Source organism: Kitasatospora sp. A2-31 (assembly GCF_022288725.1).
Taxonomy (GTDB): domain Bacteria; phylum Actinomycetota; class Actinomycetes; order Streptomycetales; family Streptomycetaceae; genus Kitasatospora.
Map to the genome: position 1 here is coordinate 515,097 of NZ_JAKNTA010000001.1, position 22,193 is coordinate 537,289.

The 22,193-nt window shown below is 72.8% G+C and carries 19 protein-coding genes and 2 riboswitches; of the genes, 8 read left to right on the forward strand and 11 right to left on the reverse strand.

Annotated elements, in window-relative coordinates:
* Positions 1 to 6 precede the first annotated feature (6 nt).
* Positions 7 to 468 carry an SRPBCC family protein gene (locus MCM47_RS02295; RefSeq protein ID WP_238740413.1) on the reverse strand — a complete coding sequence of 154 codons (462 nt, stop codon included), beginning with the start codon at positions 466 to 468 and terminating at the stop codon, positions 7 to 9.
* A 333-nt stretch (positions 469 to 801) separates the two neighbouring features.
* Here MCM47_RS02295 and MCM47_RS02300 point away from each other — a divergent pair, with 333 nt between their 5' ends.
* The gene (locus MCM47_RS02300; protein WP_238740415.1) at positions 802 to 2,595 is read left to right on the forward strand and encodes a long-chain fatty acid--CoA ligase; all 1,794 of its coding nucleotides are present in this window, start codon (positions 802 to 804) and stop codon (positions 2,593 to 2,595) included.
* Between the two features lie 67 nt (positions 2,596 to 2,662).
* Here the strand turns inward: MCM47_RS02300 and MCM47_RS02305 are convergent, their stop codons facing one another.
* Positions 2,663 to 3,811 (reverse strand): glycosyltransferase family 4 protein, encoded by a 1,149-nt coding sequence (locus MCM47_RS02305; protein WP_238740417.1) that lies wholly within the window; start codon positions 3,809 to 3,811, stop codon positions 2,663 to 2,665.
* A gap of 245 nt (positions 3,812 to 4,056) precedes the next feature.
* Here MCM47_RS02305 and MCM47_RS02310 point away from each other — a divergent pair, with 245 nt between their 5' ends.
* Positions 4,057 to 5,484, forward strand: coding sequence for a glycosyltransferase family 87 protein (locus MCM47_RS02310; protein WP_238740419.1), 1,428 nt, complete (start codon positions 4,057 to 4,059; stop codon positions 5,482 to 5,484).
* Positions 5,485 to 5,500: 16 nt separating this feature from the next.
* Here the strand turns inward: MCM47_RS02310 and MCM47_RS02315 are convergent, their stop codons facing one another.
* The 6 genes from MCM47_RS02315 to MCM47_RS02340 all read right to left on the reverse strand — a co-directional run bounded on the left by MCM47_RS02315 (position 5,501) and on the right by MCM47_RS02340 (position 12,777).
* Positions 5,501 to 6,559: a hypothetical protein gene (locus tag MCM47_RS02315; RefSeq protein WP_238740421.1), complete on the reverse strand. Its 1,059-nt coding sequence runs from the start codon at positions 6,557 to 6,559 to the stop codon at positions 5,501 to 5,503.
* A 155-nt stretch (positions 6,560 to 6,714) separates the two neighbouring features.
* The gene (locus tag MCM47_RS02320) at positions 6,715 to 7,776 is read right to left on the reverse strand and encodes an NlpC/P60 family protein (RefSeq protein ID WP_238740423.1); all 1,062 of its coding nucleotides are present in this window, start codon (positions 7,774 to 7,776) and stop codon (positions 6,715 to 6,717) included.
* 225 nt (positions 7,777 to 8,001) lie between these two features.
* Positions 8,002 to 9,153 (reverse strand): NlpC/P60 family protein, encoded by a 1,152-nt coding sequence (locus MCM47_RS02325; RefSeq protein WP_238740425.1) that lies wholly within the window; start codon positions 9,151 to 9,153, stop codon positions 8,002 to 8,004.
* A gap of 10 nt (positions 9,154 to 9,163) precedes the next feature.
* A riboswitch (cyclic di-AMP (ydaO/yuaA leader) is annotated at positions 9,164 to 9,318 on the reverse strand.
* A gap of 325 nt (positions 9,319 to 9,643) precedes the next feature.
* Positions 9,644 to 10,687 (reverse strand): C40 family peptidase, encoded by a 1,044-nt coding sequence (locus tag MCM47_RS02330; protein ID WP_238740427.1) that lies wholly within the window; start codon positions 10,685 to 10,687, stop codon positions 9,644 to 9,646.
* Positions 10,688 to 10,899: 212 nt separating this feature from the next.
* Positions 10,900 to 12,378 (reverse strand): NYN domain-containing protein, encoded by a 1,479-nt coding sequence (locus MCM47_RS02335; protein WP_374209073.1) that lies wholly within the window; start codon positions 12,376 to 12,378, stop codon positions 10,900 to 10,902.
* A gap of 129 nt (positions 12,379 to 12,507) precedes the next feature.
* Complete coding sequence (locus tag MCM47_RS02340; RefSeq protein WP_238740429.1) at positions 12,508 to 12,777, reverse strand: hypothetical protein; 270 nt, start codon at positions 12,775 to 12,777, stop codon at positions 12,508 to 12,510.
* Between the two features lie 200 nt (positions 12,778 to 12,977).
* Between MCM47_RS02340 and MCM47_RS02345 the strand changes: the two genes are divergently transcribed.
* Positions 12,978 to 13,760, forward strand: coding sequence for a rhomboid family intramembrane serine protease (locus tag MCM47_RS02345; protein WP_238740431.1), 783 nt, complete (start codon positions 12,978 to 12,980; stop codon positions 13,758 to 13,760).
* Positions 13,761 to 13,801: 41 nt separating this feature from the next.
* Positions 13,802 to 14,083, forward strand: a complete 282-nt coding sequence (locus tag MCM47_RS02350) for an Lrp/AsnC ligand binding domain-containing protein (protein ID WP_030240061.1) — start codon at positions 13,802 to 13,804, stop codon at positions 14,081 to 14,083.
* 21 nt (positions 14,084 to 14,104) lie between these two features.
* On the opposite strand, the gene MCM47_RS02355 is transcribed toward MCM47_RS02350, so the two are convergent.
* The 3 genes from MCM47_RS02355 to MCM47_RS02365 form a co-directional block, all read right to left on the reverse strand.
* A complete protein-coding gene (locus tag MCM47_RS02355; RefSeq protein ID WP_238740433.1) occupies positions 14,105 to 15,487 on the reverse strand; it encodes an aminotransferase class V-fold PLP-dependent enzyme in 1,383 nt (460 codons plus the stop codon).
* A 48-nt stretch (positions 15,488 to 15,535) separates the two neighbouring features.
* Positions 15,536 to 15,653, reverse strand: a riboswitch (SAM riboswitch).
* Between the two features lie 109 nt (positions 15,654 to 15,762).
* Positions 15,763 to 16,839: an anthranilate phosphoribosyltransferase gene (gene trpD, locus MCM47_RS02360; RefSeq protein WP_238740435.1), complete on the reverse strand. Its 1,077-nt coding sequence runs from the start codon at positions 16,837 to 16,839 to the stop codon at positions 15,763 to 15,765.
* 135 nt (positions 16,840 to 16,974) lie between these two features.
* Entirely contained in the window at positions 16,975 to 17,400 is a 426-nt protein-coding gene (locus tag MCM47_RS02365) for a hypothetical protein (RefSeq protein WP_238740437.1), read from the reverse strand.
* A gap of 396 nt (positions 17,401 to 17,796) precedes the next feature.
* On the opposite strand from MCM47_RS02365, the gene MCM47_RS02370 reads away from it, so the two are divergent.
* The 4 genes from MCM47_RS02370 to MCM47_RS02385 all read left to right on the forward strand — a co-directional run bounded on the left by MCM47_RS02370 (position 17,797) and on the right by MCM47_RS02385 (position 22,139).
* On the forward strand, positions 17,797 to 18,417 hold the full coding sequence (locus tag MCM47_RS02370) for a heme-copper oxidase subunit III (protein ID WP_238740439.1): 621 nt from the start codon (positions 17,797 to 17,799) through the stop codon (positions 18,415 to 18,417).
* Positions 18,418 to 18,604: 187 nt separating this feature from the next.
* Positions 18,605 to 19,414, forward strand: coding sequence for a c-type cytochrome (locus tag MCM47_RS02375; RefSeq protein ID WP_238740442.1), 810 nt, complete (start codon positions 18,605 to 18,607; stop codon positions 19,412 to 19,414).
* A gap of 8 nt (positions 19,415 to 19,422) precedes the next feature.
* A complete protein-coding gene (locus MCM47_RS02380) occupies positions 19,423 to 20,481 on the forward strand; it encodes a ubiquinol-cytochrome c reductase iron-sulfur subunit (protein ID WP_238740444.1) in 1,059 nt (352 codons plus the stop codon).
* Positions 20,478 to 22,139 carry a ubiquinol-cytochrome c reductase cytochrome b subunit gene (locus MCM47_RS02385; protein WP_238740446.1) on the forward strand — a complete coding sequence of 554 codons (1,662 nt, stop codon included), beginning with the start codon at positions 20,478 to 20,480 and terminating at the stop codon, positions 22,137 to 22,139. The genes MCM47_RS02380 and MCM47_RS02385 overlap by 4 nt, the downstream gene beginning before the upstream one ends.
* The last annotated feature ends 54 nt before the right edge of the window (positions 22,140 to 22,193 follow it).

Genomic DNA, 22,193 nt, shown 5'->3' on the forward strand with positions numbered 1-22,193 from the left:
TCGGTGTCAGCCCTCGGCGCGCTTCCCGGCGCCGGTGTCCTCGACGCGCTTCTTCAGGCCGGCCAGGGCCCGGTCGATGATGACCTTCTCCGCCTTGCGCTTGATCATGCCGAGCATCGGGATCTTGACGTCGACGGCGAGCTGGTAGGTCACCTCGGTGCGGCCGCCGCCGAGCGGGGCGAGCGCGTAGGAGCCGTCGAGCGAGCGGAGCATCTGGCTGCGCACCAGGGTCCAGCCGACCTCGCGGTCGTCGTCCCAGGTGTAGGCGAGGACGTGCTCGTCGCGGATCGCGCCGGCGTCGAGCACCAGACGCACCTGGGCGGCGCGGCCGTTCTCGTCGCGCTCGAGCACCTCGACCTCGGTGACCTCACCGGTCCACGCCGGGTAGGCGGCGAAGTCGGCGATCACGGCCATCACCGCCGCCGGGGTCGCGTCGATGGTGATGCTCGACCTGGTGTGCTCCGCCATGGAATGGCCCTCCGCGTCGTCCCTTGCTGCCGGCCCGGCCGAGCCTGCTCGGTCGGGTGCGCCCGGAGCAGGCTATCGCGCCCGGCGCCGGCGTCCGGCCCGGGGCTCGGCCCGCCCGGGACGCTCCGGCGGGCGGGCCGCGGGCGGGGACGGCGGGCTACCGGCCGGTCACCGGGGCCCTGCCGTAGGGTGCCAGTCGAACGACCCGGTCACGGCCTGGTCGGACGGGTAAAGGTGTGACACTTCGAACACCGGAGCCGACCCCCCTGGTCGAAGCTGCCTACCGGGCAGTAACGTCCTGCCGTCCCGCAGCGTCGCGAACGAGGAGCAGTCTTGCTCGACTTCAGCCTTCCGGCCCTCTACCAGGTACCGAGCGGCGGTAACCTCTCCGACCTCGTGCACCAGAACGCCGAGCGGCACCCCGACGTCGCGGTGCTCAGCCGCAAGGTGGACGGCCGGTGGCAGGAGTTGACGGCCGCCCAGTTCCTGGTCGAGGTGCGCGCCGCCGCGAAGGGCCTGATCGCCGCGGGTATCGAGCCCGGCGACCGGGTGGGGCTGATGTCCCGCACCCGCTACGAGTGGACGCTGCTGGACTTCGCGATCTGGACCGCCGGCGCGATCACGGTGCCGGTGTACGAGACCTCCTCGGCCGAGCAGGTCGAGTGGATCCTCGGCGACTCCGGGGCGGTCGCCGTCCTCACCGAGACCGCCCAGCACGCGGCGGTGGTCGCGGAGGTCCGCGAGCGCCTGCCGGAGCTGAAGCACACCTGGCAGATCGAGAACGGCGCGCTGGGCGCGCTGACGGCGGCCGGGCAGGACGTCGCCGAGACCACCGTCGACGAGCGCCGCTCGGTGGCGAACGCCGACGCGATCGCCACCATCGTCTACACCTCGGGCACCACCGGCCGGCCGAAGGGCTGTCAGCTCACCCACGCCAACTTCATGGCCGAGTGCGGCAACGTGGTCGAGCGCCTGGCGCCGCTGTTCCGCACCGGCGAGAGCTCGGTGCTGCTCTTCCTGCCGCTGGCCCACGTGCTGGCCCGGATCGCCGAGATCGCCCCGGCGATGGCGCCCATCAAGCTCGGCCACGTCTCGGACATCAAGGATGTCACCGCCGAGCTCGCGGCCTTCCGGCCGACCCTGATCCTGGGCGTGCCCAGAGTCTTCGAGAAGGTCTTCAACACCGCCCGTGCCAAGGCCCAGGCCGACGGCAAGGGCAAGATCTTCGACAGGGCCGCCGAGACCGCGATCGCGTACAGCCGCGCGCTGGACGCCGGCGGCGCCGGTCTGGTCCTGCGGATCAAGCACGCGGTCTTCGACAAGCTGGTCTACAGCAAGCTGCGCGCCGCGCTCGGCGGCCGGGCCACCCATGCGATCTCCGGCGGTGCCCCGCTCGGCGAGCGGCTCGGCCACTTCTACCGGGGCATCGGCTTCACCGTGCTGGAGGGCTACGGCCTCACCGAGACCTGTGCGGCCACCGCCTTCAACCCGTGGGACAAGCCCAAGATCGGTACGGTCGGCCAGCCGCTGCCCGGCTCGGCCGTCCGGGTCGCCGAGGACGGCGAGGTCCTGTTCAAGGGTCCGCAGGTGTTCACCGGTTACTGGAACAACCCGGAGGCCACCGCCGCCACGCTCAAGGACGGCTGGATCGCCACCGGCGACATCGGCTCCCTGGACTCCGAGGGCTACCTCACCATCACCGGCCGCAAGAAGGAGATCATCGTCACCGCGGGCGGCAAGAACGTCGCCCCGGCGGTGATCGAGGACCGGATCCGGGCCCACGCCCTGATCGGCGAGGTGATGGTGGTCGGCGACCGCAGGCCGTTCATCGGCTGCCTGGTCACCGTGGACGAGGACTTCTTCCCCAAGTGGAAGGAGCTGAACGGCAAGCCGGCCACGGCCACCCTCGCCGAGCTGCGCGAGGACCCGGACCTGCTGGCCGCCATCCAGTCCGCCGTCGACGACGGCAACGCGGCCGTCTCGCACGCCGAGGCGGTCAAGAAGTTCCGCCTGCTGGACACCGTCTTCTCGGAGGAGAGCGGGCACCTCACGCCCTCGCTCAAGCTCAAGCGCAACGTCGTGCTGAAGGACTTCGCCGCCGACGTCGAGGCCATCTACCAGCGCTGAACCCCCGAACCCCGGTGCGGCCCGCCCCCTGAACGGTGGGGCGGGCCGCACCGGCCGTCCCCGGACGCTACGACCGGTCGGAACCGGCCAGCAGCGAGGTGAGCCGCCCGGCCAGCAGGTCCCAGCGCCAGGAGCGCTCCACCCAGCGGCGCCCGGCCTCGCCCATCCGGCGCCGCAGTTCCTCGTCCTTCAGCAGCCGGACGATCCGCTCGGCCGACGCGGCCGGCGAGCCGCCCGGGACGACGTATCCGGTCTCGCCCTCCAGCACCGCGTCCGGCGCACCCCCGGAGTCCCCGGCCACGACCGGCAGCCCGGTCGCCGACGCCTCCAGGTAGACGATGCCCAGGCCCTCGACGTCCAGCCCGCCCCGCCGGGTGCGGCACGGCATCGCGAAGACGTCCCCGGCGCCGTAGTGGGCCGGCAGCTCCTCCCACGGCACCGAGCCGGTGAACACCACCGAGGCGCGCACGCCCCGGGCGTCGACGAGCTTCTCCAGCTCCGCCCGGTACGGGCCGCCGCCGACGATCAGCAGCACGGCGTCCGGCACGTCGGCGAGGATCTGCGGCATCGCCTCGATCAGGGTGTCCTGGCCCTTGCGGGGCACCAGCCGGGAGACGCAGACCACCACCGGCCGGTCCGCCAGGCCGAGCCGGCGGCGCACCTCGGCCCCGCCGGACTCCGGGTGGAAGGTCGTCTCGTCCACGCCGGGCGGCAACTGCACCATCCGGGCGGCCGCCTGCGGGCCGACCGCGCCGGCGATCCGGGAACGGGTGTACTCGCCGAGGTAGGTCAGGGTGTCGGTGCCCGCGCCGATCCGGCGCAGCAGCTGCCGGGCGGCCGGAAGCTGGGCCCAGGCCGCCTCGTGCCCGTGCGTCATGCCGAGCAGCCGGCCGGCCCCGGCACGGCGCAGCGCGGGCGCCATCAGCCCGAGCGGGGCGGCCGCGCCGAACCAGACGGCGTCACAGCCCTCCGCGCGCAGGATCTCGGCGGCCCGGCGGGTGACCCGCGGTGTGGGAACCATCACCTTCGTGCGGTCCCGGATCACTTGGAAGGGCTGTTCGGCGTCGAAGCGCGCCACCTCGCTGCCGTCGCGCCAGGTCGAGGCGTACACCACGATGCTCCCGGCGGGCTGACGGACAGCCATGTTGTGGACGAAGGCCTGGATACCGCCGGGCCTGGGCGGGAAGTCGTTGGTGACGATCAAGGTCTTGTGCATCGGGCCACGGCTCGCTCGGTCGGGGGGTGCTCGGTGTACCGCTGGGTGATCCGTACGATAGGTCAACACCACGACCCGCCGGGAACGCATCCGCGCACGGCAACCGTTCCACCCCCGGGTCTGTCCTAGTACCTAGGCAGCCGGTGGGGCCCGCCCGGACGAGGGCGCAGCGCCCTCCACCGACCGCCCGGGCGTCCGTCGCGCGGCGCCTCCGGTGGGACGTCCGAGACGAACGAGGGAGCGCAGTGGAGTTGGCCCCGGCCACCGAGTCCGGTACTTCCAGCGGCGCCGACGGCCCCGGCACGGCCCTGGCCGTCCGCCGGGAGCCCGCACCCGCCCCGGGTGCCCCCGGCGGCCCCGCCGGCCGTACCGGGGCGCTCCTCGCCCTGGGGGGGACCTGGCTGGCCACCCGGGCACTGCTCGTGCTGCTGGTGACCGGTGTGCTGCGGATGCCCGGCGGGGACATCACCGCCGACGTCTGGCTGATCTACCACGGCTGGTACGGCGTGCTGCAGACCGGCACCTTCCCGCTGGACGACGTCACCTGGCAGTACCCGCCCGGAGCCGCCCTGGTGATCATGCTGCCCGGGCTGCTCCCCTGGTCCTACCTGGTCTCGTTCTGGGTGATCTGCGGTGTCGCCGACGCGGTGGCGATGGCCCTGCTGGTCCGGGCCGGCGTGCGCAAGGGCCGGGCGCTGACCGGCGCCTGGGTCTGGGTGGCCGGCGTGCCGCTGCTCGGCCCGATGATCTACAACCGGTACGACGTGATCGTCACCGCGGTCGCGGTGGCCGGCCTGCTGGCGCTGATCCGCCGCCCGGCGCTCGGCGGTCTGCTGCTGGGCCTGGGCGGGATCGTCAAGATCTGGCCGCTGCTCGGCCTGATCGGCACCCCGTCCGGGCGGCGCACCCGCCGCGCCTGGACGTCCGCGGTGGCCGCCGCCGTCTCGGTGGGCTTCCTGCTCGCGGCGGGGATGAACGGCGCGTTCGAGTTCCTGACGTTCCAGAAGGACCGCGGCGTCGAGGTGGAGTCGGTCGGCGCGCTGCCGCTGCACTTCGCCCGGATCGCCGGGGCCTGGGACGGCAAGGTGATGATGAACTACGGCTCGGTGGAGATGCTCGGGCCGTGGGTGGACGTGGTCGGCAAGGTGATGATGGCCGGCACCCTGCTGGGCTTCGCCTGGCTGCTGCTCTGGCGCTTCACCGCCCGCCGCCGCAACGCTGCGACCATGTACGACGCGGCCCTGGCCGCCCTGCTGGTCTTCACCGTGACCAGCCGGGTGATCAGCCCGCAGTACCTGGTCTGGCTGGTCGGCGTGGCGGCGGTCTGCCTGACCGTGCGCGGCAGCAGCCAGCGGCCGGTGGCGGTGCTGATCCTGGCCGCGACGCCGCTGACCCTGGTGGAGTTCCCCCTGATGTTCAGCAAGGTGGTCGGCAGCGAGCCGGGCGCGATCACCGTGCTGGCCCTGCGCAACCTGCTGCTGGTGGCCGCCGCCGTGCTCTCCTGCGTCCGGCTCTGGCGCTCCACCCGCGGTCCGGTCCAGCTCCCGGCCACCGTGGTGCTGGAGCGGCCGGAGCCGGTGGGCGCCTACCCGGTGCGGCCCGGCATCGCCTACGAGCAGGACCTGCTGGACGGCATCGACCACCGCCCGGCCACCACCGGCGAGCGGCGCTAGGGATCCTGCCGGGCGCTCAGGAGGCGAGCCGCCGGACCTCGGCCAGCCAGAGGGCGGTGAACTCGGCCAGCCCGAGCCCGAGTTCCGACCGGAACAGGCGGTCCAGCCACGGCTCCCGGTCCTCACCCTCCGGGCCGGACGCCCCGACCGCCCGGTAGAGCGCGACCAGCCGCGCCGGGCCGTACCGGCGCGCGACCACCTCGCAGGCCAGCCAGGACTGCTCGTACGCCTGGGCGATGCCGGCGGCCCCCGCCGTGAAGTCCTCGTCGGCGGGCAGCGCCACGGGCAGCCGTCCGGCCGCGACGTCCCGGGCGAGCTCGGGGGCGATCTGCTTCGGCGTACGGCCGGAGCCGCGGTAGCCGGTCCAGTCGGCGACGCCCTCGGAGAGCCAGAGCGGTGTCCAGGCCCGGGTGTCGGCCCTGGTCGCCACGTGCACCGCCTCGTGGGTGACGACCACCTGCCGGCCGAAGCCGCTCAGCCCGCCGTACGCCTCGGGGTTGACCAGCACCCGGTCGGCCGGGGTGTGCCGGGGCGCGCCGGACGCCGCGGTGGTGACGGCCGCCATGCCGGTCCAGCCGTCCGGGTCGGCCTCCAGCAGCCGGGCGAACTGTTCCTCGGTGGCGGGCAGGTGCAGCAGCAGCCGGCCGGGCCAGTCGGTCCCCCAGACCTCGCTCACCGCCGGGACGGCCCGGTCGGCCACCACGGCGAGCTCGGCCGGGTCCGGCCCGCCCGCCAGGCCGAGGACCAGGCAGAACCCGCCGTTCGCGGCCGCGACCGTGCCGAGGTCCCAGACCGGGGGCGGGCCGCCCGCGCCCTCCTCCCGTTCCACCTGCCACCCGGCCGCGGTGCGCAGCAGCGCCAGCCGGCGCTGGTGCACCACCGGGTACGCGTCGTAGCCGGCCACCCGGACGGCCAGCTCGGCGGTGGCCACGGCCCGGTCCGGCGCACCCGCCGGGCCCAGTAGGAGGTTGCGGTACGCCGCCTCGGCCAGCGGCACCCCGGCCGCCCCGGCGGCCAGCGCGCGGGCACGCCCGGCCAGCACCGCCGCGACCTCCGAGCGCCGGTCCGCCGCCACCGCGCCCGCCGGTGCGGCGGGAGCGGCCCAGGGCAGCGACAGCTGGGCCAGCCCGCCGGCCGCGAGCAGCAGGGCGCCGCGCCGGGACAGCGCGCAACGGCGGGCCGCGGTGTCGGCCGGGGCGTCGGCGGGGGCGGGCGGGCGGCCGGACCGGCTCAGAGCCGGATCACCCCCGCGACGGGCATGGCGTTGACGCTCTCGTACCGCACCTTCGCGCCCGGGTAGGGGGCGTGCACGATCACCCCGCCGCCGGCGTACATGCCGACGTGGTGCATGTCCCGGTAGAAGATCACCAGGTCTCCCGGTCGCGCGTCGGAGAGGCTGACCCGCTGGCCGGCCGACGCCTGGGCCTGCGAAGTGCGCGGCAGGGTCACTCCGGCCTGCCGCCAGCTCCAGTACATCAGACCGGAGCAGTCGAACGCGCGGGGCCCGGTGGATCCGTACACGTAGGGCGAGCCGATCATCTTCACGGCGGCGGCCAGCGCGGCCGCACCGCGCTCGGAGGCGGGCGGGGCGGTCCCCAGGTCGAGCCGGTCGGTGCCGCGGGTGGCGCGCTGCTCGGCCTCGCGGGCGTCCTGGGCGGCCATCCGGGCCCGCTCCGCCTCGCCCAGGCTGTTGAGCAGCCGCTGCGCCTTGGCCAGCCGCTGCTGGATCTGCTGCTTGCTCTCGGCCAGGGCGCGGCGGGTCTGCTCCAGCTCGGCGAGCTTCGCGGAGGCCTCGGTGCGGCGCTGGTCGAGCCGCCGCTGGCGGGCCACCACCTCGCGCAGCGTCTCGCTCTGCCGCTCGGCGGCCTGGTCGAGGGTGCGGGCCCTGGCCAGGTACCCCTCGGGGTCGGTGGCGAGCATCAGCTGGACGGTCTGCGCCATGCCGCCGCCGCGGTACTCGGCGCCGGCCACGGTGGCGAGGTCGCCGCGCAGCTGGTTGAGCTCGTCCTGGGCCACGGCGACCTGCTGCTGGAGGGCGCCGGTCTCGTGCTGCAGCTGCTGCTGCGCCTCCTGCGCCGCGTTGAACCGCTCACAGGCCTGCTCGGCCTCGTCGTACAGCTGCTCCACCTGGGCCTTGACGTCCTTGCGGTTGACCGGTCCGTCCGGTCCCGGGGCGGCCTGGGCGGGGCCGCCCGTCGCCATGCCGAGCACGGTGGTGGCCGCGGCGGTCAGCACCAGCGCACGGGCGAGGGTGTGTGCCCCCGACAGCGGGGAACGGCGGTGCACGGACATGCGACGGCGGCTCCGATCCTGCGGCCCGGCCCCGCGGCCGCGCCGGGGTGGGCGGCTCTCGACGGGAGTCCGGTGGCAGACGTTAGCGAGTCCGGGCAAGCGAGTCCAAACCCCTCCCAACCCGAATATTTGACTCCTTGTCGGACACCAGGGCGAGCCCCCGGAAAAGCCGCAGGCCCGGCCTCCCCACCTGGGGAGACCGGGCCTGTCGGAACCGACTGCGGATCAGACGCGCACGATGGAGGACAGCGGCATGTTCGAGACCGCCTCGTAGCGCACCGAGGCACCCGGCTTGGGCGCGTGGAGCACCTGGCCGTTGCCCGCGTAGATCCCCACGTGGTGGGCGTCGCTGTAGAAGATCAGCAGGTCGCCGGGCTGGGCCTGGGAGAGGTCCGAGCCGATCCGGGTGCCGGCGTGGGCCTGCTCCTGGGAGGTGCGCGGCAGCGACACGCCGGCCTGGTTGAACGCCCAGACCATCAGGCCCGAGCAGTCGAAGGAGTTCGGGCCCGCGGCGCCGTAGACGTACGGGCTGCCGACCTTGCCCGCGGCGATGGAGAGCGCGGCGGCGCCGCGCGAGCTGCCCGCGGCGACCGGCTTGGGGGCCGGGGCGGGGTCCGCGGTGGCGGCGCCCGAGCCGGAGCCGGAGAGGTCGGTGCGGTTGGTGTCGCGGGAGGCGCGCTCGGAGTCCGCCTTCGCCTTCGCGGCCTTCGCGGCGGCGTCCGCCTGGGCCTTCGCCTCGGCGGCGGCCTTCTCCTCGGCCTCGCGGATCGCGCGGCGCTCCTGCTCGGTCAGCGTGTTGAGCAGGTCCTGGGCCTTCGCCAGCTTGGCCTGGACCTCCTCCTTGGAGGCCTTCAGCTGCTGGGTGGTGGTCTCGAGCTCGCCGAGCTTGGCCTGGGCCTCGTTGCGGTCCTGGTCGAGCCTGCGCTGCTGCTCCTGGAGGTCCTTCAGCGCGCCGGACTGGGTGCTGCTCGCCTGGGTCAGCGCCCCGGCCTGGTTGAGGAAGTTGTCGGGGCTGGACGAGAGCATCAGCTGGACGGTCGACGATATGCCGCCGGTCCGGTACTGCTCGCCGGCGATCTCGGCGAGGCCGCCCTGGGCCTCGGTGACCGCGGCCTGCTGACGGGCCACCTTGTCCTGGAGCTCGCCGACCTGCTTCTGCAGCTCCTGCTGCTTGGCCTGGGCGCCGTTGTACTTCTCGGTCGCGACCTCGGCCTGCTCGTTGAGCTGGTCGACCTGCTCCTTGACCTGGTCCTTGGTCGGCGTCGGGTCGGCGTGGGCACCGGACTGCGCGGAGAGGGCGACGGCTGCGGCGGCGACACCGGTCAGGATCGAGACACGGGCGCGGCCGGCGGGCTTGGGACGACGATGGGACGCCACGAAGGCGGACTCCTTCTTCCAACGTCCGCCTACCGGGTGAGCTGACGGGTTCGGGCCGGAAGAAGGCCCTACGACGCCTCACCGGCCGTTCCACCGGCCGACCTGGCGCCGATTCACCCCGGAGGAACATGGTTCCCCGGCTCCGTTCCACAGCGCCCCCGACTACTGGGCTCCCACTCGGACGGGCCTGCGGCCCGTCCCGCTGCTTCGCGAACTCGGCGGTAAACCTCCGCCGCCACCCAGGCTGGGTGATCGACTGTGCGGTGGTTCAAGGCCCGACCCTAGTAACAGAACCGTGATCCGTTCAAATCCTTGTCAGAAAAAAGCCGGAACATCATCCATGTTCATTTGTGAATATGACCGGGCGTGATCGGTGCCGCACACGGAGCTGATCGCTTGTCATCGGAACAGGAGAAATCCGCGCCACCCCCCAGATCGGGGTGGCGCGGATCACAGGTGCGTTCCGGGGCCAGCGGGGCGTGTCGGTCCGTCAGACCCGGCGGATCGTGTTGATCGGCATCGCGTCGGCCTTCATCACCTTCACCACGTCACCGGTGTGCGGCGCGTGCACCACCATGCCGTTGCCGATGTACATCGCGACGTGGCTGCGGTCGCTGCGGTAGATGATCAGGTCCCCGGGCTGCGCCTCGGCGAGCGAGGGCACCCGGGTGCCGACGTTGCCCTGCGCCTGCGAGGTGCGCGGCAGCGAGACGCCGGCCTTGCCGTACGCGAAGACCATCAGGCCCGAGCAGTCGAAGGTGCTCGGCCCGGTGGCGCCCCAGACGTACGGGGAGCCCTGCTTGCTCATCGCGATGGAGACGGCCGTGCCGGCGTAGCCGCTCGCCTGCGGCAGGCTGCCGAGGTCCGCGCGCTCGGAGCCGCGCGAGGCGCGGTCCTCCGCCTGCTGCGCGGCGCGCAGGGCGGCCCGGTCCGCGGCGCTGAGCGAGTTCAGGAGGTCCTGGGCCTCCTTGAGCTTCTTGTTGACGTCCGTCTTGGCCTGGTTGAGGTCCTTGGTGGTGCTGTCCAGCGAGGCGAGGACCGCGGCGGCCTCGGCCTTCTGCTGGTCCAGCCGGCGCTGCTGGTCCTGCAGCCCCTTGAGCGCCTCGGTCTGGCTGGAGGAGGCCTGCTGCACGCTGGAGGCCTTGTCCAGGTAGCCCGACGGGTCGGAGGAGAGCATCAGCTGGACCGACGGGTCGATGCCGCCCGTGCGGTACTGCTCACCGGCCACCGCGGCCAGCCCGCCCTGAAGCTGGGTCATCTCGTCCTGGCCGCGAGCCACCTGGTCCTGCAGCTGGTCGGCCTGCTTGCGGAGCTGGTCGGCCCGCTCCTTGGCGCCGTTGTACTTCTCGGTGGCCTGCTCGGCCTCCTCCTGCAGCTGGTCGATCTGCGCCTTGACGTCGTCCTTCTTCGGCGACGGGCTGGGCGCGGCGTGGGCGGCGACCTGGGCGGAGAGAGCGACCGCGGTCGCAGCGGCAGCGGTGAGCACGGAGACCCGCGCGCGGCTCGGCTGCTTGGGACGGCGGTGGGAGGCCAAGGGACCGGCTCCTTCTTCCAATGGACTCACCCGAACGAGTGAGAATCCGGAAAATAGGTTTGACGCCAGACCCTAGTGAAGATCCAGGCTTTCCGCCACTCCCCCGATGGCGTGACCCCCGGCCGCCCGCCATGACTTCACGAGATCGCCACATCGCCGCAAACCGGCCGCTGAGCAGGCGTCACGCGGGTCCGCCCGACCATTCCGGAAGCCTACGGCCGGGCCAGCCGGTTCAGCAGCAGCACCGACGCGACGGGGCGCGCGCCCGCCTTCCGCACGCCCTCTGCGACCTCCCGGTCGGTGGAGACCACCACCACCGGACGGCCCTGCGGCTCGGCCCGCACCAGGCGGCGGATCAGCTCGTCCGCGGTCTCCCCGGTCCGGCTGAAGCGCACCCGGACGCCGCGCGGCGGCGCCATGATCACCGGCACGTCGAGGTCCTGCCCGTCGAACACGCAGGTGACCTCCGCCTGCGTGCGCTGCGCCAGCATCGCCAGACCGCCCAGCAGCCGGATCCGCTGCTGCTCCAGCGGCAGCGTCGGATAGCCGGTCTTGGTCACGTTGTAGCCGTCCACCACCAGGTGCACCTGCGGGATCGCCAGCAGCTGGTCCAGCAGCGCCGGATCGTCCTCGGCCAGGGCGCGCCGGGCCACGTCGTGCGGCGAGGCCGACCCCGGCACCACCGCCTCCACCAGATCGGCCGGGCGGATCTGGGAGACCGGCAGCGCCAGCTCCCGCTGCAGACCCTGCGCCGACTGCAGCACGGTGTCCAGCAGCAACCGCAGCCGCATGTCCTCGACGCTGCGCCCCTCGCGGGCCGAACGGCGGCCCTGCTCCACGGTGGTCTCCAGCTCGGAGATCCGGTGCCGCAACCGCCGCGCCTCGCTCTCGGCCGCACTGCGCTCGGCGGCGGCCTGCGCCTTCAGCGCCTCCAGTTCGGCGGAGACCCGGCGGGTCTCGGCCTGGGCCCGACGGGTGTCGCTCTCCAGCGACCGCACCTTCCGGCGCAGCGAGTCGCCCTCCTTGCGGACGTCCTCCGACTCGGCCCGGTGCCGCTCCAGATCGGCCCGGGCGGCGGCCCGCAGCTCGGCCAGCTCCGTCTGCAGCTTCTCCACCAGCTGGGCGGCCTCCGCCGCCGCACCCTCGGCGCCGGCCCGTTCGGCCTCGTCGCCGGCCTCGGCCACCAGCCGGCTCCAGCCCGCCGACCGGACCAGGTAGGCGGCGGCGGCGACGTCCATCGGGTCGGCGGCCGCGGGGACGGTGCCCGACTCCAGCGCCCGGACGAGGTCGGGCTGGCCCAGCCGCAGCCGCTCCGCTATCCGCACCCGGAAGGCCGGCTCGGACTCCAGCGCCGCGGCCAGCGCGGTGGCGGCGTACTTGGCCCGCCGGGCCGGGGTGAACTTCGCGTACTGACGCAGCGACTGCGGCAGCTCGCCGGCGGGCAGCCCGCCGAGCGCGTCGGCGGCCAGGCCCACCACCCGGCGGCGCACGCCCTCGGGCAGCGGCCGGTCGAGCTGCTCGGCGGCGCGCCCTGCCGCCGGCTCCTCACCGGGCTCCTCACCGGCGGCCGGCCCGGCCGGGGCCGCGGTTGCGGACGGGGCGGCCTCGGTCTCGGCCGCGTCCGGCGCCTGCGTGTCCACAGCGGGCTGCCGCCCCTGCGGCCCCGCGGGCTCGTTCGCTGCGTCCACCACGTCCTCGGCTCCGATCCTGGTCCAGCGGGTACGGCCGTCCGCGGCCGCCCCCGTCGTCACGCTCCGTGCGCTCCGCCTGTCATTGTCCCGTGCGGCGGGCGGCCCTGCCGCCCACCGCACGGCCCGGCATCAGCCCTGCTCGGCGCCCTCGGCCGGCGCCGCGTCCTCGGCGCCCGGGCGGGCCACCAGCTCGACCTGGTCCACCGCGTTGCACCAGCGGCAGCGCACCGACTCGACGGTCTCGCTGTGCACCTCGGTCTCCTCCACCTCGGACTCGCCGGCGAGGTCGAAGTGGAGGAACTCGGTCACCCGCAGGGACCGGGTCACGTCGAAGCGGGTGAGGTTGCCGCAGAGCGTGCAGCGCCAGCGGGTCTCGGGCGTCAGAGCGGGGACGGTCATCGGGGATCCTCTCGGGTGGTCCCTGGGTGGGCTCAGGCGCTCCCCCCGGAGCCCCGGCATCGGCGGCGGGAGGCGGGAATGCCCGCCCCAAGCCTATTGCCTGGGGCAGCCACCGCGGCCACCGGTCAGGGCGTTGTGCAGTTAGCCCACCTGCCGCACGCCCGGTGTCACCGGGGCCCGGCGGAGGGATGCTTGGCCGCATGGCGATCCCGGTCCTCGACCACACCGGTGCGCGGGGCGGTCGCCCGACCGCGGGCGTCCCGGCCGTCAGTTACGCCCTGATCGCACTGAACACCCTGGTCTTCCTGCTCGGCCCGGCGGCCGGCATCAACCCCTTCTACGGCCGCGGGCAGGCCCGGGTCTGCGCCGAGCAGCGGTACGAGCAGCGCTGGGGGGCCGTCCCCGCCGAACTGCTGGCGGGCCGGCCGCTGACCGCCGAACAGCTGGCGCAGGCCCCCGACCCGGTGCCCGGGTGCCCCGCCGCCCCGACGCCGGGCAAGCACCCGGCGCTCTCGGTGCTCAGCGCGCTCTTCCTGCACGCCGGCTGGCTGCACCTGCTGGGCAACCTGCTCTTCCTCCACGTCTTCGGCCCCACCGTCGAGGAGCGGTTCGGCCGGGCCCGGTTCGCCCTCTTCTACCTCGCGGCCGGCTCGCTGGCGACGTACGGGTTCGCGCTGGCCGAGGCGCACGCGCCGGACTCCACCCGGGTCCTGATCGGCGCCTCGGGGGCGATCTCGGCCGTGCTCGGCGCCTACCTGCGGCTGAACCCGCGGGCCCGGGTCACCACGCTCGTCCCGCTGCTGCTCTTCCTGCCGCTGCGCTTCCCGGCCTGGCTGGTGCTCGGGCTCTGGTTCGCCCTCCAGTGGTGGTCGGTGCACTCGGCCGGGCCCGGGGTGGCCTACCTGGTGCACGTGATCGGCTTCGCCGCCGGCTTCCTCTACGCCTGCACGCTCGCCACCCGTCCCCCGCGACGCCCCGGCTGACGCCCGATACCCTGGCGGCACCTCACAAAGGAGCCGGAACAGTGATCACCGCCATCGTCCTGATCAAGACCAGCGTCGACCGCATCCCGGAGATCGCCGAGGCGATCGCGGCCATCGAGGGCGTCAGCGAGGTCTACTCGGTCACGGGTGGCTACGACCTGGTGGCGATGGTGCGGGTGCGCCGCCACGACGACCTGGCCGAGGTCATCCCCGGCCGGCTGAACAAGGTCCCGGGCGTGGCGCACACCGAGACCCAGATCGCCTTCCGCACCTACTCCCAGCACGACCTGGAGGCCGCCTTCGCGCTCGGCCTGGACGAGTAGCCCCCGTCCGCGACGGCCGGTTCAGCCCGCGCGCCGGCCCCGGTCGACCTGCACCGCCGCGACGCAGCGGCCGCCCTCGTTGCGGTAGGTCCACGCCGCGCCGTCCGTGACCAGCTCGCGGACGGCGGTCAGGAACCGCTCGACGTGCTCGTCCGGGGTGCCGGCCCCGAAGCTGACCCGGATCGCGTTCAGGCTCCGCTCACCCGGCAGCGACGGCTCGGGGGCGCCGCACTCCGACGGCGCCACCTCCTCGTCGCCGAGCAGCGTGCGCACCAGCGGGTGCGCACAGAACAGGCCGTCGCGCACCCCGATGCCGTACTCGGCGGAGAGCGCGGCGGAGAAGTGCGAGCTGTTCCAGCCCTCGACGACGAAGGAGAGGACGCCCACCCGTGCGGAGCCGGCGCCGAACAGGTTCAGCACCTTCACCTGCGGGATCTCGGCCAGGCCGGCGGTGAGCCGGGCGACCAGCTCCTGCTCGCGGGCCTCCAGCGCGTCCCAGCCGGCCTCGGTGAGGGCCCGGCAGGCCGAGGCGATGGCGTAGGCGCCGATGACGTTCGGCGAGCCGGCCTCGTGCCGGGCCGGGCCGGTGTGCCACTGCACGTCGACCGAACCGTCGGCCTCCCGGGCGACCGTCCGGGTCGCGCCGCCGCCGGCCAGGTAGGGCTCGGCCGCGTCCAGCCAGTCGGCGCGGCCGGCCAGCACCCCGGCACCGAACGGCGCGTAGATCTTGTGGCCGGAGAAGGCGATCCAGTCCACCCCCAGCTCCCGGACCGAGACCCGGTGGTGCGGGGCGAGCTGGGCTGCGTCCAGCACCACCCGGGCGCCGTGCCGGTGGGCGGTCCGGGTCAGCTCGGCGACCGGCCAGAGCTCGCCGGTGACGTTGGAGGCCCCGGTGACGCAGAGCAGCTTGGGCCCCTCGGGCGCCGCGGCCAGCGCGGCGTCCAGGGCCGCGACCGCCTCGGCCCGCGAGCGCGGGGCCCGCAGGTAGGTGACGGCCAGCCCGGCGTGGGCCCACGGCAGCAGCGAGGCGTGGTGCTCGGTCTCGAAGGCGAAGACCCGGGTGCCCGCCGGGACGGCGCCGGCCAGCAGGTTGAGCGAGTCGGTGGTGGCCCGGGTGAAGACCACCTGGTCGCCCTCGCGCAGGTCCAGGAACTCGGCGACGGTGCGGCGGCTCTGCTCGAACAGGTCGGTGGAGAGCTGGGAGAGGTAGCCGGCGCCGCGGTGCACGCTGCCGTAGTAGGGGGCGTAGGCGGCCACGTCGTCCCAGACCCGCTGCAGCGCCGGGGCGCTGGCGGCGTAGTCGAGCGCGGCGTACCCGACCTTCGCACCGTCGGCGAGCGGGACCTGCACGTCGCGGCCGAGGACGGCGAGCGGGGCACGGAGTTCGGTGGGGACGAGCGACACGGGTGCACTCCTTCACGGGGTGGGGACCCCGGGGTGCATGTCGCCCGGCGTCCGCGCTTGCCCCGCGGACGGATCGCCACGGAGCCCGGTCCTCACCCAGGGCACCCCGCCACGGACGGAGGGTTGCCGGACAGCAAGCTGGGGCTTCGCGCTGTCACTCATGACCTGGCCAAGACTCTAGGTCGCGGCCGCCGGGGCGGTCAAACAGCGTTCCGCCATCCGGACAGCGCGAGGGGCCCGCGGGAACGCCTCCCCGCGGGCCCCCAACTGCCTTCTCACGCCTTGCTGGTGGCCTCCGCCCAGCGCTTCAGCAGATCCTGCGCGGCGCCGGAGTCGATCGCCCGGGCGGCCCGCGCCATGCCCGCCGCGAGCTGCTCGGCGAGCGGCGCGTCGGTGAGCTCCAGCGCCACCAGGGCCGAGGCCGTGTTCAGCAGGACGGCGTCGCGCACCGGCCCGTGCTCGCCCGCCAGCAGCCGGCGGGCCACGTCCGCGTTGTACGCCGGGTCGCCACCGCGCAGCGCCTCGATGCCGACCGGCTCGATGCCGACCGTGCGCGGGTCGAAGGTGGTCTCGGTGACCTCGCCGTCGCGGACGACCCAGACCCGCGAGGTGGTGGTGATGGTCAGCTCGTCCAGGCCGTCGTCACCGCGGAAGACCAGCGCGCGGGCACCGCGCCCGGCCAGCACGCCGGCGATCAGCCCGGCCAGCCGGGTGTCGAAGCAGCCGACCGCGTGCGCGGTCACCCGCGCCGGATTGGTCAGCGGGCCGAGGATGTTGAACGCGGTCGGGACGCCGAGGTCGCGCCGGGCGGTCGCGGCGTGCCGCATCGACGGGTGGAAGCGCGCCGCGGAGCAGAAGGTGAGGCCGACCTCCTCGGCCACCTCGGCCACCCGCCGGGCGGACAGGTCGAGGCTGATGCCGAGCTTCTCCAGGACGTCCGAGGAGCCGCTGGCGGAGCTCGCCGCCCGGTTGCCGTGCTTGACCACCTTGGCGCCGGCCGCGGCGGCGACGATCGCGGACATGGTGGAGATGTTCACCGTCTTGGCCCGGTCGCCGCCGGTGCCCACGATGTCCACGGCCGGGCCGGGGATGGTGAGGGGCTCGGCGTGCGCGTACATCGCGTCCACCAGGCCGGTGACCTCTTCCACCGTCTCGCCCTTGGAGCGGAGCGCCACCATGAAGCCGGCCACCTGGGCCGGGGAGGCCTCGCCGCTCATGATCCGGTCCATCGCCCAGGAGGAGGCGGAGCGGTCGAGGTCCTCGCCCCTGAGCAGTGCCGACAGGACGTCGGGCCAGGTGCGGACCACCTGCACGGGGTCGTTGCCGCCGTTCGCAGGGTTCACGTTCACCATGGCTGACTCCAGCTGTTGTCGGTTCCCGGAAGGGATGTCCGTACGGATGGAGCCAGCCTATCGAGCGGCGGGACACCGAAGTCCCGCCGCCGGACTTCTTCTCTCGTACTGAGACGGGCGCCGGCGGGGCGCGCCCTAGCGGACGGCCGGCGTCCGCTTCGCCACCCGGGCCCGGAGCAGCGTGGCGGCCGCCTCCGCGAGCGCCACCGGGTCGACCGGCCGGGAGATCGCGGCGTCGGCCCGGCTCCAGGCGGCCAGCCAGGTGTCCTGCGGCCGACCGATCAGCACCAGCACCGGCGGGCAGCCGTAGATCTCGTCCTTCAGCTGCCGCCCGAGCCCCAGCCCGCCGGCCGGCACCGCCTCGCCGTCCAGCACGCAGAGGTCGACGCCCCCCTTCTCCAGCGCCTTCAGCACCGCGGGGTGCGTCGCGCACTCCAGGTAGTCCAGCTCCGGAAGGTCCTCGGCGGGGCGGCGGCCGAGGGCCGTCAGCACCTGCTCGCGGGTGTTGCGGTCGTGGCTGTAGACGAGGACGGTCAGCGTCTCGTCGGACTTGTACGCCATGGGCCCTGCTCCCTCACGTGTGATCCGGACCACGTTCACCTCACTCCGGATGCTACTCCCGATCACCTCCTGCGGAGGCCGTCCCGCACGATCCCCCTCAAGCCGCCGCGCCCCCGGCTCACCCTCCCGGAGGACGGTCCGTCACCCCCGCGCACGCAGTCCACCCGTACGGCCGACCGCGGGGCCGCTCCCCTTACTTCCCGCGCCCCCCGCAGCGGTGCAGCGACACGCTGGGCAAGGGGGTCGAACGGCCCCGCGAAGAACCATCAGAAAAGGGACACGCCGCTGCTCAGCCCCCGTCCGGACGCCCCGCCCGGCGCCACCGGGGCATACCGCACGCACCGGACACTCCGAGGGAGACCCCCCGGCGTGAAGACGGAATAAGGGACCGACATAATGTCCGTCGTGGCGACAGCAACAGCAGTAGAAACCGGGCACGCGCACGGATCGGTCAACCGGCCGAACATGGTCAGCGTCGGAACGATCGTCTGGCTCAGTTCCGAGTTGATGTTCTTCGCGGCCCTCTTCGCGATGTACTTCACGCTCCGCTCCGTCAAGGGAGCCGAGTTCTGGACCGAGAAGGCGCACGCCCTCAACGTGCCCTTCTCCTCGGTCAACACCACGATCCTGGTGCTCTCCTCGCTGACCTGCCAGCTCGGCGTCTTCGCCGCCGAGCGCGGGGACGTGAAGAAGCTCCGCTCGTGGTTCGTCATCACCTTCGTGATGGGCGCGATCTTCATCGGCGGCCAGGTCTTCGAGTACACCGAGCTGGTCAAGAAGGACGGCCTCTCGCTGTCCTCCGACCCGTACGGCACGGTGTTCTACCTGACCACCGGCTTCCACGGTCTGCACGTGACGGGTGGTCTGATCGCCTTCCTGCTGGTCCTGGGACGGACGTACGCAGCCAAGCGGTTCACGCACGAGCAGGCCACCGCCGCGATCGTGGTGTCGTACTACTGGCACTTCGTCGACGTCGTGTGGATCGGCCTGTTCGCGACCATCTACCTGATCAAGTAACCAGCTGATCAGGTCGCTGGCCACCGGCGCACGGCCCCGCCCTCACCGGCGACGGGCCGCTTCGTCCGGTGCCGACGCTCCCACCGACCGACCGCGCGCGCAGCCCTAGAGAGGCAGCCTCGTGCCGGCCAGACCGGCCGCCGGGTGCACCCACCAGTCGACCAGATCCTGACACCGGGGTTATTCCGTGAAAAAGCTCTCCGCACGACGGCGCCACCCATTGGCGGCGCTGGTCGTCCTACTTCTCGCCCTGGCGGCAACCGGGGGGCTGTACGCCGCGTTCGCGCCCGCCGACAAGGCGCAGGCCGACGTCGCCGCGCAGTCGCTCGCGATCGATGAGGGCAAGAAGCTCTTCGCCGTGGGCTGCTCCTCCTGCCACGGCCTGAACGGCCAGGGCAGCAGCGACGGTCCGAGCCTGGTCGGCGTCGGCTCCGCCGCGGTCGACTTCCAGGTCGGCACCGGTCGCATGCCGGCCCAGCAGCCCGGCGCCCAGGTGCCGCGCAAGAAGAACATCTACTCGCAGGCGGAGATCGACCAGCTCGCCGCCTTCGTGTCCTCGCTCGGCCCCGGCCCGGTGACGCCGACCGAGGAGCAGTTCACCTCGACCAACCCCGAGGACATCTCCAAGGGTGGCGAGCTGTTCCGCACCAACTGCGCCCAGTGCCACAACTTCGCCGGCCAGGGCGGTGCCCTGACCAAGGGCAAGTACGCCCCGTCGCTGGAGGGTGTGGACGCCAAGCACATCTACGAGGCCATGCAGACCGGCCCGCAGAACATGCCGTCGTTCCCGGACACCACCATGCCCGAGGAGCAGAAGAAGCAGATCGTGGCCTTCGTCCGCCACACCACCAACGATGAGCCGAACCCCGGTGGTCTCACGCTCGGCAGCCTCGGTCCGGTGACCGAGGGCCTGTTCGGCTGGATCTTCGGTCTCGGAACGCTCATCGCGGTCGCGATCTGGGTCGCCGCCCACACCACCAAGGCCAAGAAGTCATGAGCCACGACATGTCAGAAGAGAAGCTCCCGGAGTCGCACGGCTCCGCCGGGCACCACGAGGTGGCCGCCCACGGCGACCCGTTCGCCGACCCGGGCCTGCCGGCCCACGAACCGCGTCGCACCGACATCGACGAGCGGGCCGCCAAGCGCGCCGAGCGCCAGGTCTCGCTGATGTTCGTGGTCTCGATGCTGGCCACCATCGGCTTCATCGCGTCCTTCGTGGCCATCGACCCGGACAAGATCATCTTCGTCTGGCCGCTCGGCCACATCAGCGAGATGAACTTCGCCCTGGGCATGACCCTCGGCCTGGCCCTGTTCATGATCGGCGCGGGCGCGGTCCACTGGGCCCGCACCCTGATGTCGGACCACGAGCTGCCGGCCGAGCGTCACCCGATCGAGGCCGACGACGAGCTCCGTGCCGACGTCATCCAGCAGTTCAAGACGGGTGCCGCGGAGTCCGGCTTCGGCCGCCGCAAGATGATCCGCAACACCCTCATCGGTTCGATGGCGCTGGTGCCGCTGTCCGGTGTGGTGCTCCTGCGCGACCTGGGCCCGCTGCCCGAGGACAAGCTGGCGCACACCGGGTGGCGCGAGGCCACCGAGGCCAAGCCGCTGCAGCTCATCAACATGAACACCAACCTGCCGATGAAGGCCGAGGACATCATCACGGGGTCGCTGACCTTCGCGATGCCCGAGGGCCTGCACGTCCACGACGAGGACTTCCAGCAGCAGATCGCCAAGGACGCCCTGATGCTGGTGCGCATCGCGCCGGAGGACATCAAGGACGACAAGTCCCGGGAGATGGGCTTCGAGGGCATCCTCGCCTACTCGAAGATCTGCACCCACGTCGGCTGCCCGATCAGCCTCTACGAGCAGCAGACCCACCACGCGCTCTGCCCCTGCCACCAGTCGACCTTCGACCTGTCGGACGGCGCGCGCGTCATCTTCGGCCCGGCCGGCCACCCGCTGCCGCAGCTGAAGATCACCACTGACGAGAAGGGCTTCCTGGTCGCCACCGGCGACTTCGAGGAGCCCGTCGGCCCGAGCTACTGGGAGCGTGCTCGATGAGTAGCGCGAGCAGCACCACCTCCGGTGCCGCCAAGCCCGCCAGCACGCGTGCCAACCCCGCCAACAAGTGGGAAGCCGCTGCTGACTGGACGGACGGCCGGCTGGGGATCTACTCCCTCGCCAAGGCCAACCTGCGCAAGATCTTCCCGGACCACTGGTCCTTCATGCTGGGCGAGATCTGCCTCTACACCTTCATCATCATCATCATGACCGGCGTCTACCTGACGCTGTTCTTCAAGCCCTCCATGGGCGAGGTGATCTACGACGGGTCGTACGTCCCGCTCAAGGGCATCCAGATGTCCGAGGCGTACGCGTCGACCGTCGACATCAGCTTCGAGGTCCGCGGCGGTCTGCTGATCCGCCAGATCCACCACTGGGCCGCGCTGGTCTTCGTGGCCGCGATGCTCGTGCACATGATGCGCGTGTTCTTCACCGGCGCGTTCCGCAAGCCGCGCGAGATCAACTGGGTCTTCGGCTTCCTGCTGCTGGTCCTGGGCATGTTCGACGGCTTCTTCGGCTACTCGCTGCCCGACGACCTGCTCTCCGGCACCGGTATCCGGTTCATGGAGGGCGCCGTCCTGGCGACCCCGCTGGTCGGCACCTACATCCAGATGTTCCTGTTCGGGGGCGAGTTCCCCGGCCACGACATCGTGCCGCGGTTCTTCACCATCCACGTGCTGCTGATCCCGGGCATCATGCTGGGCCTGCTGGTGGCCCACCTGATCCTGGTCTTCTACCACAAGCACACCCAGTGGGCGGGCCCCGGCAAGACCGAGAAGAACGTCGTCGGCATGCCGCTGATGCCGGTCTACATGGCCAAGGCCGGTGGCTTCTTCTTCCTGGTGTTCGGTCTGATCGCGGCCGTCTCGGCGATCGCCTCGATCAACCCGATCTGGGCGTACGGCCCGTACCGTCCGGACCAGGTGTCCACCGACGCCCAGCCCGACTGGTACATGGGCTTCTCCGAGGGTCTGATCCGCGTCATGCCGGGCTGGGAGATCGGCCTGTGGGGCCACACCCTCAACCTGGGTGTCTTCATCCCGCTGATGGTGATCTTCCCGCTGGTGCTGGTCTCGATCGCGGTCTACCCGTTCATCGAGGGCTGGATCACCGGTGACAAGCGCGAGCACCACATCCTGGACCGCCCGCGCAACGCCCCGGTCCGCACCGCGCTCGGCGCCGCCTGGATCAGCCTCTACCTGGTCCTGCTGGTCGCCGGTGGCAACGACCTCTTCGCCACCCACCTGCACCTGTCGCTCAACGACGTGACGTACTTCGTCCGCGTGGGCTTCTTCGTGGTGCCGGTCCTCACCTTCATCGTCACCAAGCGCTGGTGCCTCGGCCTCCAGCGCCGGGACAAGGAGAAGGTGCTGCACGGCCGCGAGACCGGCGTCATCAAGCGCCTGCCGCACGGCGAGTTCGTCGAGGTCCACGCGCAGCTGCCGCAGGCCGACCTGTACAAGCTCACCGCGCACGAGCAGATCCAGCCGGTCGAGCTGCCGGCCCAGACGGACGAGAACGGCGTGGCCCGCAGGGCCGGCGTCCTCACCCGCACCCGGGCCAAGCTCTCCCGCGGCTTCTACGGCGAGGGCAGCCAGATCCCCAAGCCCACCTCCGAGGAGCACCACGAGATCACCAGCGGCCACGGCCACCACTGATCCCGTCGCACCCCGCGTCACCCCCGAGGGCCGCCGACCAGAACTCCTCTGGTC

What these genes read in the sequence shown, in the direction of transcription:
- MCM47_RS02340 (WP_238740429.1), bottom strand. Translation starts at nt 12,777, where the DNA reads ATGACCGTCCCCGCTCTGACGCCCGAGACCCGCTGGCGCTGCACGCTC.
- MCM47_RS02365 (WP_238740437.1), bottom strand. Translation starts at nt 17,400, where the DNA reads ATGGCGTACAAGTCCGACGAGACGCTGACCGTCCTCGTCTACAGCCAC.
- MCM47_RS02295 (WP_238740413.1), bottom strand. Translation starts at nt 468, where the DNA reads ATGGCGGAGCACACCAGGTCGAGCATCACCATCGACGCGACCCCGGCG.
- trpD (WP_238740435.1), bottom strand. Translation starts at nt 16,839, where the DNA reads ATGGTGAACGTGAACCCTGCGAACGGCGGCAACGACCCCGTGCAGGTG.
- MCM47_RS02370 (WP_238740439.1), top strand. Translation starts at nt 17,797, where the DNA reads ATGTCCGTCGTGGCGACAGCAACAGCAGTAGAAACCGGGCACGCGCAC.
- MCM47_RS02320 (WP_238740423.1), bottom strand. Translation starts at nt 7,776, where the DNA reads ATGTCCGTGCACCGCCGTTCCCCGCTGTCGGGGGCACACACCCTCGCC.
- MCM47_RS02380 (WP_238740444.1), top strand. Translation starts at nt 19,423, where the DNA reads ATGTCAGAAGAGAAGCTCCCGGAGTCGCACGGCTCCGCCGGGCACCAC.
- MCM47_RS02385 (WP_238740446.1), top strand. Translation starts at nt 20,478, where the DNA reads ATGAGTAGCGCGAGCAGCACCACCTCCGGTGCCGCCAAGCCCGCCAGC.
- MCM47_RS02305 (WP_238740417.1), bottom strand. Translation starts at nt 3,811, where the DNA reads ATGCACAAGACCTTGATCGTCACCAACGACTTCCCGCCCAGGCCCGGC.
- MCM47_RS02345 (WP_238740431.1), top strand. Translation starts at nt 12,978, where the DNA reads ATGGCGATCCCGGTCCTCGACCACACCGGTGCGCGGGGCGGTCGCCCG.